Source organism: Bordetella genomosp. 4, assembly GCF_002261185.1.
Taxonomy (GTDB): Bacteria; Pseudomonadota; Gammaproteobacteria; order Burkholderiales; family Burkholderiaceae_B; genus Bordetella_A.
In genome coordinates this window covers 26,183-39,861 of sequence record NZ_NEVQ01000015.1, presented here as the reverse complement: position 1 = coordinate 39,861, position 13,679 = coordinate 26,183, and the positions used below count along the sequence as shown (strand labels likewise).

Genomic DNA, 13,679 nt, shown 5'->3' with positions numbered 1-13,679 from the left:
TCATGGAAAAATCTGCAGTTTCTTCGGGGGCGAGCACGTGGGCTCCGCCTGCCTCGCATGATGCCGCGCCACCGCGTGCGCCATTCAGCGATCGACTGTTGCCTTTTGTCGGGCCGATCGTATTGTTCGTCATTTGGGACGTGGTCGTGCGGATGGGTTTTGTCAAACCCATTTTGTTGCCAGGGCCAGTGGACACGCTCGTGGCGCTGATGCAGGGGCTGGCTGGCGGCGATTTGTTGACGGATTTTCTCGTGACGGTCAGCCGCACTTTGCAGGCTTTTGCAATTGCCGCCGTGATCGGCATGCCGCTGGGTGTTTTGTTGGGCAGCAACGAGCGCGCTTATCGCAGTGTTGAATTTTTGGTGGACTTCTTTCGGTCTACACCGTCCTCCGCGTTGATTCCGCTGTTCTTGTTGATTTTCGGCGTGTCCGATTTCAACAAGGTGGCCATCGCTGCGTTTGGTGCATTGCTGATTGTGATCTTTAACAGCGCCTATGGCGTGATTAATGCGCGTAAACAGCGCGTCATGGCGGCCAAGGTCATGGGCGCCTCTCGCTGGCGCATTTTCAAGGACGTGTTGGTATGGGAAAGTCTACAGCCCAGTTTTGTCGGGTTGCGCTCGGCGGTGTCGATGGCGCTGGTGATCGTGATTGTGGCTGAGATGTTTATCGGTTCTGAAAACGGTCTGGGTCACGCCATCATCGATGCCCAGCAGATCCTGAATGTCAAAACGATGTATGCCGCGATTCTGGCAGCAGGCGCGTTGGGGTATGTCCTGAACATCCTGTTCCTGGTGATCGAGCGCCGTGTCGTACATTGGAGCGGACGATAATGAGTGCTGTGTTGAATGTTCCGGCGTATGCCGATGTGCCACCGCCACGATTTACCCCTGGACCAGCGGGTACGCATATCACGATACGCGGTTTGACAAAGTATTTTGCGGGTTGGCCGCTGTATGAGAATTTCGATCTCGACATCCCGAAAAACCGCATCGTGTCGGTGTTCGGCCCCAATGGCTGCGGCAAGAGCACGCTGATCAATATGATCGCGGGGCTGATCCCCATTGATCGCGGCGAGATTCTTTTTGATGGCAAGTCGCTGAAAGACACGCGCATCGGTTATGTGTTCCAGAACTATCGCGAAGCGATGTTTCCCTGGATGCGCACGATCGACAATATTGCCTATCCCTTGATGCTGGAGGGCAAGACCAAGGTCGAGGTCGATCGTCGGATGGAGGAACTGATCGCGTCGTTTGACGTGAAATTCGACCTGAATCGCTATCCCTACGAGTTGTCGGGCGGTCAGCAGCAAACGGCATCGATCATGCGCGCCTTGGCGCCAAAGCCCGAGGTCTTGTTTCTGGATGAGCCCTTTTCTGCATTGGATTTCGAGATGACCTTGTTCATCCGGGAAAAATTGCAGGAGGTCTTCATACAAACGGGTACGACCATGTTGTTGGTATCGCATGACCTGGAGGAAGCCGTCTATCTCGCCGATCAGGTGTTGTTGCTGACTAAACGGCCGACTCGCGTTGCCGAGATTCTCGATTATCGCGACGCACGGCCGCGTACCGTCGAGACGCTGTCGCAGCCCAGTTTTATCGAGACCAAAAAACTCAGCCTGGAAATCTTTCAACGAGAGGTGCGGCGGTGATGGAAATCAACCTGCCGGAGGTCGTGGCCGAGGTGACGACGCAATTCGAGCGCTATGAAAAGGCGCTCACCGGCAATGACGTCGCCGTGCTGGATGAACTGTTCTGGGACAGTCCGCATACCCTGCGGTACGGGGCCGGTGAGAATCTATACGGCTATGACGAGATTCGGGCCTTTCGCGCCGGCCGTCCGTCCAAAGGACTGGATCGAGAGGTGCTCAAAACGGTGATCACGACATATGGCCGCGATTTTGCCACGTGCAACATGGAATTCCGGCGAGAGGGTGTCGCCGGAACCGGCCGCCAAAGCCAGACCTGGGTGCGCACACCTGGTGGGTGGCGCGTGGCGGCGGCGCACGTCAGTCAGCTGAAACCGTAGCAGCGTTTTTCTTTAGCAGCCGTACGAAGGCATGAGCGATGGTGCTCAAGGGGGCACGTTTACGGTAAAGCACGCCTATCGTACGGCGGCAGTCTTTTCCGGGCAGGGCTTGCGCCTGCAGGCCTTCCATATCGACCCCTTTTAAAGCACTGCTGGGCAGGATCGTGATGCCCATGCCGTTGCGTACCATGCTGACGGCGGTACCCATATAGGCCACTTCGATGGTGGGTGTAATACCGGGGCGGTTCGCGAGGATGGCGCGATCCGCGGACCCCATGGTCAGCATGATCAGCGGATAGTCACCAACGCGGCTCCATTTCAGCGGCTCGGCGAAGATCGCGTGCCGCATCGGGGCGACGACGACCAGATCGTCGTGAAACAGTTGCATGAACCCTAGCTCCGGATCGCCGTTGAGCTCGGATCCGACGCCCAGCTCCACCTCGCCGCGTTTGACGGACTCGATGACCGCGACATTCAACTCCTCGCGCATGCGGATGCGCACATTAGGGTAATCCTGATTGAACCGGCCCAGGACTTCCGTCAGCAGTCCGAAAGACAGCGAAGGCAGGGCCGACAAGAGCAGTTGACCGCTGCGTCCTGCGCCGACGTCGATCGCCCGGCCATAGGCCTGCCGCAGGTCATGCAGGATGGGCGCGATTTCGCGGTGAAAGGTCGTGCCTGCGGGCGTCAGCCGGCACGAGCGCGTGGTGCGTTCGAATAATTGCAGGCCCAGGTCATGCTCGAGCTCGCGTATCTGCACCGAAAAGGAAGGCTGGGTAATACAGAGTTCCTCTGCTGCCTTGGCAAAGGATCCCAGCTTGGCGGCAAGGGTAAAGGCCTGCAGTTGCCGGTACTTGATGTTCATGCCCGTTTCCCCGATCGAGACGTCCGCATCAGCACAGGTCTCTGCTGCATTGGCAGCCGCTAATACTCCGCCATCCGAGGCCGATTTGGGACTTAGTTTTTTTCGAATAATGCATGGATATTATCCAATAGTTATTTATGAAGTAATCCGGTTAACTACTGCCATGTTTACTAACTGGGAATGCAATCATGGCGTCGTCCGGTGCGGCCAGTCGGGTCAACCCCTTGTATCTGCTGATGGCGCGCGATGCGGGCCTGGATGAAATCGTAGGCACCTTTGAACAGGATCTGCTGGCCGCGGTTCAGTCGGCGATGCAGCTGCGCAACGTCTTGTTTGCGCTCGACGATGTGAAGGCCGAGGTGTGGCCTCCGATGCAGGCGAGGAGTTGCTCGTGAACGATATTCACTGGATGACTGCCTCGGAACTGTCGCGTGCCTACCGTAGCGGTGCCCTGACACCCGAAACTGTAGTGACGGCGCTGCTGCAGCGGATTGCCCGCTATGACGGCGGCATCAACGCCTTTGTGTCGTTGGACGCGGAGGGTGCGATCGCCCAAGCCCGCCAGGCAGGGCGCGAGATCGCTGCCGGAAATTGGAGAGGACCGCTGCATGGCGTTCCGGTCGCATTCAAGGATCTGATCGACATGGCCGGGCAAGTCACGAGTTGCCATTCCCGCCTGATGCTCGACCAAGTGGCCGAGCGTGATGCGACAGTCGTCAGGCGCTTGCATGACGCGGGCGCGATCAGCCTGGGCAAGCTGGCGTTGCACGAGTTCGCGATCGGAGGTCCCAGCGACGATGCCGCCTATCCGCCGGCCCGCAATCCGTGGGATACAGAGCATCAGACGGGAGGCTCGTCTTCGGGATCGGGTGCGGCGGTGGCGGCAGGGTTCGTGCCATTGGCGTTGGGCACAGATACTGGCGGGTCGATCCGTAACCCGGCCGGGCACTGCGGCGTGGTGGGATTGAAACCTACTTATGGCGCGGTGTCGCGCCATGGGGTGTTTCCACTGTGTTTTACGCTGGACCATGTCGGGCCTATTGCGCGTTCGAGCGAGGATCTCGCCATTGCAATGAACATTATCGGCGGCCACGACCCCGAGGACCCAGGCAGCGCACGGCAAACCGTGGACGATTACACCGCCGAATTGTCTAGCGGTTTGCGCGACCTGCGCTTTGGTCTGGTGCGCCATTTTCATGAGCAGGACATGCAGGCCAGTGCCGAGGTGGTCGGCGCCATCGACGACGCGGTTCAGGTATTGCGTCAACACGGTGCGTCCGTGACAGATGTGAGCCTGCCGCCGCTGGCCCGCTTTACTACCGCTCAACGCGTCATCTTCCATGCCGAGTCCTGGGCGGTGCACGCGAATTGGCTGCGCGAGCGGCCGGCGGATTACTCGTATATCGCCCGGCGAAAACTGATCGTCGGCGCATTTCTTGGTGCGGGAGACTATGTGCAGGCGCAACGCTGGCGCCTGCAGCTGATTCAGGCGGTTGACCGGGTGTTGCGCGACGTTGACATCTTGATCGTCGCCAATTCTCTGGAGCCGGCTTCGGCGATAGACGACGAAGTCGAGTTCGTTCGTACTTATGCCCGCCAGGCGCGTTCGCCTTTCAATCTGACTGGGCACCCAGCCTTGGCCGTGATGTGCGGTTTGTCCAGTGACGGGTTGCCCTTATCGCTGCAATTCGTTGGCCGTTGCCATGAGGACGCCAAAGTCCTGCGGGCGGGCGCAGGATTCGAGCAGGTCACAGCCTGGCGCGGACAGCATCCCGCTATCGATCGGGAGGCGGCCTAGCGGCGGCGCGCCGGGGACTTGAAACGTGCGGTGGACACTTTCAGGAAGGCATATCGACACGAGGAAGATCACTACAACAAGCTGAGGCAAGTCAAATCAAATTGTTCAAGGGGAACGCGCATGTTCAAGCAGATCAAGGTACTGTCATTCGTTGCAGCGATGATGCTGGCCTCTACAGCCGGCGCCCAGGAAGAATTGAAAATCGGCGGCATCGGACCACTGTCAGGCGGCGGTACCGCCTGGGGGCTGGCCCTGCAGCGTGGGATCCAGATCGCGTTCGACGAAGTCAACGCGGCAGGCGGCCTGAAGGTAGGCGACAAGGTCTACACGCCGAAGCTGGTCATGTACGACGATAAATACACCGCAGCGGGAGGACGATTGGCGGCCGATCGCCTGATCAATGCCGACAACGTCAAGTTCATCATCGGCCCCATTGGGTCTCCGTCGGTGTTGAGCGCGGTAGCAGTGACGAACCCGGCCAAGGTGCTGTTGTTATCCAATGGCTTTTCGCCCACCATCTTGAAGAACGAGTCGAAATCGCCTTTCAACTTCCGCGCGATGAACAGCACGGTGGAGTTCGGGCCGCCGATGGTGAAGTGGTTCCATGAGACGCATCCCGAGGTCAAGAAGGTCGCCTTGATCGCGCCCAACGATGCGGTGGGGCAGTCTGTCGTGCCTCAATTGGCCGAATACTACAAGGCCAACGGCATCGAGGTCTGGACTGAACTCTACGATCGCGGCGCCAAGGAATTCACTCCCTTGATGGCGCGCATGATTGCCCAGAATGTCGATGCGCTGGACTTGAACAGCAACGCACCGGGTGAGGCCGCACTGCTGCTGAAACAGGCGCGCCAGAGCGGTTTTAAAAAGACCATCTGGCAAGTTGGCGGACCTTCGGTCGACGAGATCGTGGATATCGCCGGACCGCTGGCAAACGGCTTTATTTCGCTGAACGTGTTCGACTTCGATTCGCCTGACGCAAAGGGCTTTATCGAGGCCTATCGCAAGAAATACGGCGACGGCGTGATCAACGCTCAAGCGCCAGGCTGGTACAACGCCGCCAAAATCATGCTCGAGGCGATTCGCCGTGCCGGGACGACAGAGGTCACTGCGGTGCGTGATTCGCTGGAGAAACTCGACGACTACGATGCTGGACTGTTCGGGCCGGTGCGTTGGGGCGGGATGAAAGACTACGGCGTCGAGCACCAGTTGCTGATGAAGTTCTGGATCGTCGAGGTCAAGGACGGCAAGCAGGTCACTATCCAGGCATTGCAGCCCGAAAAGCGCTGAGCCATTCCTGCAATGACGTCGTACTCGCGCGCCGCTTGACCGCTCGGAACGGTGGCGCCCGGCATCCAGTCGTCCGACCTAGTGAGATCCGCCGATGTTCTCTTTACCGATCCTGAGCCAGGTCTTCATCAACGGCCTGAGCCTCAGTTCCATCTACATCCTGGTTGCGTTGGGCTTTACGCTGCTGTTCGGCATCATGCGCGTGGTCAATTTTGCGCACGGCGCCTTTGCCATGTTGGGAGGCTACGCGCTGTACTACTTGTATGGCATGTACGGTCTGCCGTATCCGGTGGCCGTGGTGGGCGGCGCGCTGCTGGTCGCGCTGTTGGCGTTGGTGCTGGAACGTCTGGTGTTCCGCTGGTTCTACCACAAGATGTTCCAGAGCATGATTGCGCTGCTGGGCCTGAATATGGCGCTGGTCTATGCAGCGGTGCTGATATGGGACGTGAACGAGCGATCATTGCCTGCTGTGACAGACACCATGCTCGATGTGCACGGTGTATTGCTGCCGATGGATCGGCTGATCATCATGGGCATCGCCGTCGTGGTGCTGGGTTTGTTCTGGTTTTTCGTTACGCATACGCGGCAGGGGCTGGCGATGCGCGCCGCGGCGCTCGATTCCGATATCGCGGCCACGCAAGGCATCAATACGCGATTCATCTACATGCTGGCCTTTTTCATTGCGATTTTCATGACGGCGTTGGCGGGCGGTCTGTATGCCCAGACCTATGCCTTGTCGCCATTCATGGGAGATCGCCCGCTGATGGTCGCATTCATTGTGGTGATCTTAGGGGGAATGGGTAGCGTATCCGGTGCGGCGCTGGGCGGCGTACTGCTGGGCTTTGCGGAGAGTTTTCTGTCCACTTTCTATGGCGCGTCGGTATCGTCGTTCGTCTCATTCGGCGTGGTCGTCGCGTTGCTGATATTCCGACCGTGGGGGCTCCTTGGAAAACCTGAATGAATCCTTGCCCATCGGCGGGCGAAGCACTATCCGAGTAGAGGGAACCATGCCCAAGCTACGTAAACGCGGCTTCTCGCGTATTGGCTGGATCACCATGGTCATTCTGGCGGTGGCTCTGTTGTGGCCCGTTGTGGTCAACAACTCCTTTTACATCACGCTGGGGACCATGGTGGTGCTGGCGATGATAGGCGCAGCCAGCCTGAATCTGATCATCCGCACCGGCCATGTGTCATTGGCGCATGGCGCCTTTATGGGTGTGGCGGCGTACACGTGCGTCTTGTTGCAGGTCGAGATGGGGTGGCCATTTCTATTGGCGATGTTGGCAGGCTGTGCCGCTTCGGGCCTGTTGGCGTTGATCATTGGCCCTATTGTGCTACGGCTGACGGGGAAATATTTTGTGCTGGTGACCTTTCTATTGGGCGAAATATTGCGTTTGGTGTTCGTGGAATGGCAATCGGTCACAGGAGGGGCTAATGGCATACAGGAAATTCCATTGGGATTGCCATTCTTTGCGTCGCCTGTGGCGTTTTACTATTTCTCGCTGTTCATTACGGTGCTGTCCGTTGGCATTGTGTGGCGCATTCTGTGCTCGGAAATCGGGCGTTCTATGGACGCGGTACGCGAGGCTGACCGGATCGCGGAAAGCTCTGGCGTGCCTGTCATCAGGCTGAAGGTCATGATCTTTGTGATCGCGTGCGCGTTGGTGGGGTTGCAGGGCTCGTTGTCGGCGCAGCTGGTCCATGCAGTGGACCCGACGGGTTTTGACATGAATGTCTCCTTGGGCATGGTGGTGATGAATGTGCTGGGAGGCATGTATTACCTGCTGGGTCCGCTTATCGGTACGGTCTTTATGGTGGCTCTGCCGGAACTGTTGCGCGGCTACGTAGAGCTGCAGCAGATTATTTTTGGTGTGATTCTGATCGTCGTGATGGCGGCGTTGCCAGGGGGCATGATTGGGTTGCTGTCCTTGATCCGTCACGGGGCGACGGTTGTTTTCCGGCGGAGGCAGACATGAGCCGATTGCTCGAGGTTTCCAATCTGTCGCGGCGGTTTGGCGGATTGATGGCCGTCAATAACCTCAGTTTCAGCGTTGACAAAGGCGAAATCGTGGGACTGATCGGCCCTAATGGCGCCGGCAAGACTACAGTCGTCAATCTGGTCAGCGGAATGATCGTGCCGAATACTGGAGAGGTCCGTTTCGATGGGCAGGACGTGACGCGAATGCCGCCGCATGAGCGTGCCAGCCGTGGCCTGGTGCGCACGTTTCAATCGACAGCGGTTTACAAAAGCCAGACCGTGCGCGAGAACGCCATCCGGGGTACTTATCTGCAATCCTACCCAGGCCATTGGGCAACGTTTCTGTCTACTGCTCGTGCGCGGCAGTTGCGAGATGAGGCCGAGGCGCGCGCCGATCATCTGCTGGCGTGGCTGGGGCTGGATTCGCTGGCTGATGCGCAAGCGGATTCATTGCCCTATGGTCATCAGAAAACCTTGGGTATCGTCATCGCGCTGGCTGCCGAGCCGCGCATGATCATGCTGGACGAGCCCGTCGCCGGGCTGAGCGCCGAAGAAACCGACCACGTGCGCGAAACCATTTCGCGCGTAAGGGACCGCGGTATTTCGGTCATGGTGATCGATCACAACATGCGGTTCATCTCGGGGCTGTGCGACAGGCTTTTTGTGACCTCGCAAGGGACCAAGATCGCCGAAGGCACGCCTGAGGAAGTGCTCGCCGATCCGCAAGTCATCGAGGCTTATCTGGGGAAGGCCTATGCCGCTACTGAGCGTCAGTGATCTACAGGTGCGCTATGGCCACATTCAGGGCACGCAGAGCGTGTCGCTAGCGATCTCGCCGGGCGAGACAGTCGCATTGATCGGCTCGAATGGCGCGGGCAAGAGCAGTACGTTGAAAGCCATTCTGGGCATGGTGCCCTACGCCCGTGGCGATATTCAGTGGCAGGGGAACAGCCTGAAGGGCCGCAAGCCGCATGAGATCCTGAAGGCGGGCATCGGTTTTTCGCCCGAAGGGCGCCGCGTGTTTGCGCAGTTGACGGTGCGCGAGAACCTGCGCGTGGGCGGATACAGCAGATCAGCCCATGAAATTGCCGCGCGCACCGAACAGATATACCAGTATTTCCCTCGCTTGAAAGAACGGTATAAGCAGGACGCAGGCAGTCTCAGCGGCGGAGAGCAGCAGATGCTGGCGATCGGCCGCGCTTTGATGTCGTTTCCCAAACTGTTTTTGCTGGATGAGCCGTCGCTGGGTCTGGCGCCCATAATCGTGGAGCGCATCGGCGAGATCCTGCTGGAGATTCAGCATACCGAGAAGCTGGCCATCGTCCTGGCTGAACAGAACGCCAATTGGGCGCTGAGTGTGGCGCATCGGGGCGTCATTCTGGAGATGGGGTGCAATGTCGACGCCGGCGATGCTGCCGCGCTGCGCGATAGTCCAAAGATACGCAGCGCTTACTTGGGAGTGTGACGATGGGCGAACAGAAATTGCGCGGTAAGGTTGCCGTGATTACGGGCGCTGCGTCGGGCATAGGGGCAGCAACGGCGCAATTGTTTGCTGGGCATGGTGCCCGCGTCGTGCTGGTGGATGTAGACGAGGCAGGCTTAAAGACAGTAGCCGGTGCTATCGAGGCCGACGCTGGCCAGTGTTTGGTCGAGGTCTGCGATGTCACGCAGGCGGGCCAAGTCGGAGCCGCGGCGTCCCGGATCATTGAAACGTGGGGCGGGGTGGATGTCATGATGCCGTGTTCGGGCGTCTCCGTTGGAGGCACTGTCGTCTCGATAGACGAGGCGCTATGGGACCGCGTGTTCGATATCAATGTGAAGGGCGCTTACCTGTGGCTGCACGCGGTACTGCCCTCGATGATCGCTAGAGGTGGGGGCTCGGTGATTTTGGTGGGGTCGCAGCTGGTGGCTTCCAGTGGCGGCAACAACGCGGCCTATGTCGCATCCAAGGGTGCGATAGCGGCATTGGCAAAGACCATGGCGGTAGATCATGCGGCACAAGGTATTCGCGTCAACGCGCTGATGCCTGGTGTGACCGATACCGCGATGTTGCGCCGGTCGTTACAGCGCTATGACGATCCCGAGGGCTGCCGGCAACGCTGGATGGCCCGGCATGCCATGGGGCGCTTGGCGCGCGCCGAAGAGGTGGCGCGTGCGGCGTTGTTCCTGGCAAGCGACGATTCTTCTTTCACGACGGGCAGCCATCTCTACGTCGATGGCGGCTGGTCTGCAATGTAGCAACGGCAGGCGCGATGTTTGTGCCGCGCCTTATTCCTATCACGCAGCATCGTAATTCTGGAGATTCGACATGGGAAAGAAACTCACGCAGGCGATGGTGGATCATTATGCTGATAAGGGTTTTGTGTGTCCGGTAGACGTTTTCAGCCGCGAGGAGGCCGCGGCCTACCTCGCCAAACTCGAGACGTTCGAGAGCGCGCAGGGACAGCAATTGACCAAGGGATTTAATTTCAAGCCTCATCTGTTGTTTACCTGGGTGGATGAGATCGCCCGGCATCCTGCGGTGCTGGATGCCGTCGAGGATCTGATTGGCCCGGATATTCTGCTCTTTCACCTTTCTGTCTGGCCCAAGAACCCGCATCATTCGGCCTATATCAACTGGCATCAGGATGCGACCTATTTTGGTCTCGAGCCCTCGACCCAGGTCACGGCATGGGTGGCGCTGTCGGATGCGCCGGTCGAGGCGGGCTGCATGGAGGTCGTGCCGGGATCACATAAGCTCGGCCAACTGCATCACGGCCAGAACCATAGCGACAATATCCTGCTGTCCAAAGGGCAGACGATAGACGTACCCTTTGATCGATCGCATACGGAGTTCATGCCGGTGAGGGCCGGCCAGATGTCGCTGCACGATACCTTCCTGATCCATGCGTCGGGTGCCAACAATACCGATCACCGGCGTGTGGGCCTGGGGTTCAGCTATATCCCGGCCAGTTCGCGCTGTATCAGCAAGACGCGGCTCACGGCGTCATTAGTGCGCGGCAAGGACTACGGCAATTTTGATCTGGAGCCGCCGCCACAGGTCGATAACGGCGAACAGGAGCGCACATTTCACCAGGATGCCGTGGCCCGTTTCCGCGCCGCCAATGACGAGCTCGCCGCCAGATATTGAATTCTGATCGAAAGGATCTCACCATGTTTGAATTGCCGCATCACGGTCGCTATGGATATTCAGCGATCACCCGCCGTCCCGACTATTCCTGGCCGCAGGGCCGGCGGTTGGCCATATATTTTGCGCTGAACATCGAGCACTTCGCTTATGGCGGTGGGCTGGGCCATGCGATGACCAATGAGTTGCCTGGACCCGATGCGCGTACCTTTGCATGGCGCGACTATGGTAATCGGGTAGGGGTGTGGCGCATGTACGATCTGTTTGACGAATTGAAAGCGCCGGCCTGCCATCTGGTGAACACGGCGATATTTGACTACTGTCCCGAAGTCATCGAGCCCATCATGGCGCGGGGGGACGAGATCATCGCGCACGGCCGGACCAATGCGGAGCGTCAGGGGCAATGGTGGGAAGCTGACGAAAAGCGTTTGATCGAAGACGTACGCGACAAGATCTCCAGCCACACGGGGCGGGCTCCCCGGGGGTGGATGGGGCCGTGGATGTCGCAAAGCCGTGTGACGCCAGACCTGTTGCAAGAGGCCGGCTACAGTTTTGAGATGGACTGGCCCGGCGACGATCAGCCAATATGGATGCAGACGCGGAACGGCCGCTTGATGTCCATGCCGTATTCGCTGGAGATCAATGACTCTCCGCAGATTCTGGTGCGCCATCATACTGGTGAAGAGTTCGCGACCATGATCGTGCATCAGTTCGAAGAGATGCTGCGCCAATCCGAGCGCCAGCCGCTCGTATTGGGTATCGCGTTGCATACGATGATCGTGGGGCAGCCTTATCGCTTGTATGCGTTGCGGCGCGCCCTGGAGCATATCGTCAACCATCCGCAGGCCGACAAGGTATGGATCACGCGGCCGGGCGAGATCTATGACCATCTGCTGTCATTGCCGGAAGGCACCGTGGTCTGAATAAGGGCACAGCCAAGCGATTGGATGTTTGCAGGGATGCACGGAAATGGGTAGTGTCTGGCATCGTGCGCTGTAGCAAAACAGGACAAATATGGACATTGATATTCAGGCTCTACCTCCCGCAGATCAGTATCGCTTGTTGTCGTCGACGGTGGTGCCACGGCCTATCGCGCTGATCTCTACGTATTCCGAGGAGACCGGCCACAATACGGCGCCGTTCAGTTTTTTCAATGTCATGGGCGAGGCCCCTCCGGTGATGGCGATCGGCCTGGAGGATAAACGCGGCAGCGGTGCGTTGAAGGACACGACGATCAACATTCGCGCGACCGGCGAGTTTGTCGTGCATCTGGTCGATGAGGCGCTCGCGCAGGCGATGAATGTGTGCGCGATCGATTTTCCCAGCGATATCTGCGAAGCAACCGCGGCGGGTTTAACGTTGGTGCCATCCAGCATAGTTCAGCCTCAACGCATCGCAGAGGCGCCCGTTGCTTTTGAGTGCCGCAAGATTGCGATGATCGAGATCAATCCGCATCGGCATATCACCCTGGGCGAGGTCGTGCGCATGCATGTGCGCGAAGGCCTGTTCGATGCAGATCTCAAATATATCGATCCCGAGAAATATCATCCGATCGGGCGGATGTTTGGCCGACTTTACACCACCACGCGAGGGCATTTTGAGATGGTGGTGCCGGAATATGATGTCTGGCGCGAGCGTGAGCGATGATGATAGGTTGGTCCATCATTTAGCGATGGAACGGAGTACGGATACGATCATCAGCCAACGCGCGCCCGCAACATCGACACCGCCAAGTCCACAAATGCCCTGACTTTCGCGGGCGCTTGCCGGCCTTCTGTATAAAGTACGTGGATGGGCAAGGGCGGATCTTCGTGTTCGGCCAGTACGATCTGCAGTTTGTCCTCACGCAACGCTGGGGCGACCTGGTAATGCAGGACCCTGGTCAGGGCCAGACCTGCCACTGCGGTGGCAATGGCTGCTTCGTTCGAGTTGGACTGCAGCCAGTTATGTATGGTCACGCGCTGGTCATTGGCAAATCGCCATTCCGGCGACACCCATGCGCCGGTCGAGGCGGCAATACGGTGGTGCTTGAGATCGGCAGGGGTGGCGGGGATGCCGTGTTCCTTGAAATAAGCAGGAGCGCCGCACACCACTCGGCGGACGGTGCCCACCTGGATCGCCGAGAAACCCGAATCCTGCAAGCGGCCGATGCGAATTGCGACGTCGATGCCTTCGTCGACCAGATTGACTGGGCGATCGATGAACAACAGCCGGCCGTTGACTTTGGGATAGCGCCTCAGAAATTCGTGCACAATGGGCAGGACGTACATCTGCCCGAACAGGACCGACGCGGTGATGGTCAATGTTCCGGTCGGCATGGCATAAGATCCGGCGGCAGCCGCCTCGGCCTCGACGATGTCGGCCAGGATACGTTTGCAGTCGTCCAGATAGCGCTTGCCGGGCGCTGTCAGTTTGACTGAACGAGTCGTGCGTACGAACAGCCGTGCGCCAATCACGTCTTCGAGTGCGGCAATGGCGCGAGTCACGGCTGGCGGACTCATGTGCAACTCGCGCGCTGATGCCGCGAAGCTCTCTGTTTCCGCGACCTTGACGAAAATCCTCATTGCCTGCCAGCGATCCACCGCCACGT

General features: G+C 58.8%; 16 protein-coding genes. 14 read left to right on the top strand and 2 right to left on the bottom strand.

Features of this window, described 5'->3' with window-relative positions:
* Positions 1 to 2: 2 nt before the first annotated feature.
* The 3 genes from CAL20_RS16540 to hpxZ are packed head-to-tail and all read left to right on the top strand — an operon-like array spanning position 3 to position 2,031.
* The gene (locus tag CAL20_RS16540) at positions 3 to 833 is read left to right on the top strand and encodes an ABC transporter permease (RefSeq protein WP_094820827.1); all 831 of its coding nucleotides are present in this window, start codon (positions 3 to 5) and stop codon (positions 831 to 833) included.
* Positions 833 to 1,654 carry an ABC transporter ATP-binding protein gene (locus tag CAL20_RS16535; RefSeq protein WP_094820828.1) on the top strand — a complete coding sequence of 274 codons (822 nt, stop codon included), beginning with the start codon at positions 833 to 835 and terminating at the stop codon, positions 1,652 to 1,654. Before CAL20_RS16540 ends, CAL20_RS16535 begins: the two co-directional genes overlap by 1 nt.
* Complete coding sequence (gene hpxZ, locus CAL20_RS16530; RefSeq protein WP_094820829.1) at positions 1,654 to 2,031, top strand: oxalurate catabolism protein HpxZ; 378 nt, start codon at positions 1,654 to 1,656, stop codon at positions 2,029 to 2,031. The genes CAL20_RS16535 and hpxZ overlap by 1 nt, the downstream gene beginning before the upstream one ends.
* Here hpxZ and CAL20_RS16525 read toward each other — a convergent pair.
* Positions 2,012 to 2,896 (bottom strand): LysR family transcriptional regulator, encoded by an 885-nt coding sequence (locus tag CAL20_RS16525; RefSeq protein WP_094820830.1) that lies wholly within the window; start codon positions 2,894 to 2,896, stop codon positions 2,012 to 2,014. The genes hpxZ and CAL20_RS16525 overlap by 20 nt on opposite strands.
* Before the next feature lie 188 nt (positions 2,897 to 3,084).
* Between CAL20_RS16525 and CAL20_RS16520 the strand changes: the two genes are divergently transcribed.
* The 11 genes from CAL20_RS16520 to CAL20_RS16470 all read left to right on the top strand — a co-directional run bounded on the left by CAL20_RS16520 (position 3,085) and on the right by CAL20_RS16470 (position 12,736).
* Positions 3,085 to 3,291: a hypothetical protein gene (locus tag CAL20_RS16520; protein ID WP_094820831.1), complete on the top strand. Its 207-nt coding sequence runs from the start codon at positions 3,085 to 3,087 to the stop codon at positions 3,289 to 3,291.
* Positions 3,288 to 4,694 carry an amidase gene (locus CAL20_RS16515; protein ID WP_094820832.1) on the top strand — a complete coding sequence of 469 codons (1,407 nt, stop codon included), beginning with the start codon at positions 3,288 to 3,290 and terminating at the stop codon, positions 4,692 to 4,694. Before CAL20_RS16520 ends, CAL20_RS16515 begins: the two co-directional genes overlap by 4 nt.
* Before the next feature lie 120 nt (positions 4,695 to 4,814).
* On the top strand, positions 4,815 to 5,984 hold the full coding sequence (locus CAL20_RS16510; protein WP_094820833.1) for an ABC transporter substrate-binding protein: 1,170 nt from the start codon (positions 4,815 to 4,817) through the stop codon (positions 5,982 to 5,984).
* Positions 5,985 to 6,078: 94 nt separating this feature from the next.
* Positions 6,079 to 6,945: a branched-chain amino acid ABC transporter permease gene (locus tag CAL20_RS16505; RefSeq protein WP_094820834.1), complete on the top strand. Its 867-nt coding sequence runs from the start codon at positions 6,079 to 6,081 to the stop codon at positions 6,943 to 6,945.
* Positions 6,946 to 6,991: 46 nt separating this feature from the next.
* Entirely contained in the window at positions 6,992 to 7,960 is a 969-nt protein-coding gene (locus CAL20_RS16500) for a branched-chain amino acid ABC transporter permease (RefSeq protein ID WP_094820835.1), read from the top strand.
* Positions 7,957 to 8,739: an ABC transporter ATP-binding protein gene (locus CAL20_RS16495; RefSeq protein ID WP_094820836.1), complete on the top strand. Its 783-nt coding sequence runs from the start codon at positions 7,957 to 7,959 to the stop codon at positions 8,737 to 8,739. Before CAL20_RS16500 ends, CAL20_RS16495 begins: the two co-directional genes overlap by 4 nt.
* Positions 8,717 to 9,427, top strand: coding sequence for an ABC transporter ATP-binding protein (locus CAL20_RS16490; protein ID WP_094820837.1), 711 nt, complete (start codon positions 8,717 to 8,719; stop codon positions 9,425 to 9,427). Before CAL20_RS16495 ends, CAL20_RS16490 begins: the two co-directional genes overlap by 23 nt.
* A 2-nt stretch (positions 9,428 to 9,429) precedes the next feature.
* A complete protein-coding gene (locus tag CAL20_RS16485; protein ID WP_094820838.1) occupies positions 9,430 to 10,200 on the top strand; it encodes an SDR family oxidoreductase in 771 nt (256 codons plus the stop codon).
* Positions 10,201 to 10,270: 70 nt separating this feature from the next.
* Positions 10,271 to 11,092, top strand: coding sequence for a phytanoyl-CoA dioxygenase family protein (locus CAL20_RS16480; RefSeq protein ID WP_094820839.1), 822 nt, complete (start codon positions 10,271 to 10,273; stop codon positions 11,090 to 11,092).
* A gap of 23 nt (positions 11,093 to 11,115) precedes the next feature.
* The gene (locus CAL20_RS16475) at positions 11,116 to 12,012 is read left to right on the top strand and encodes a polysaccharide deacetylase family protein (RefSeq protein WP_094820840.1); all 897 of its coding nucleotides are present in this window, start codon (positions 11,116 to 11,118) and stop codon (positions 12,010 to 12,012) included.
* A gap of 91 nt (positions 12,013 to 12,103) precedes the next feature.
* Positions 12,104 to 12,736 (top strand): flavin reductase family protein, encoded by a 633-nt coding sequence (locus CAL20_RS16470; RefSeq protein WP_094820841.1) that lies wholly within the window; start codon positions 12,104 to 12,106, stop codon positions 12,734 to 12,736.
* A 50-nt stretch (positions 12,737 to 12,786) separates the two neighbouring features.
* On the opposite strand, the gene CAL20_RS16465 is transcribed toward CAL20_RS16470, so the two are convergent.
* Complete coding sequence (locus CAL20_RS16465) at positions 12,787 to 13,671, bottom strand: LysR family transcriptional regulator (RefSeq protein ID WP_094821371.1); 885 nt, start codon at positions 13,669 to 13,671, stop codon at positions 12,787 to 12,789.
* Positions 13,672 to 13,679: the final 8 nt, after the last annotated feature.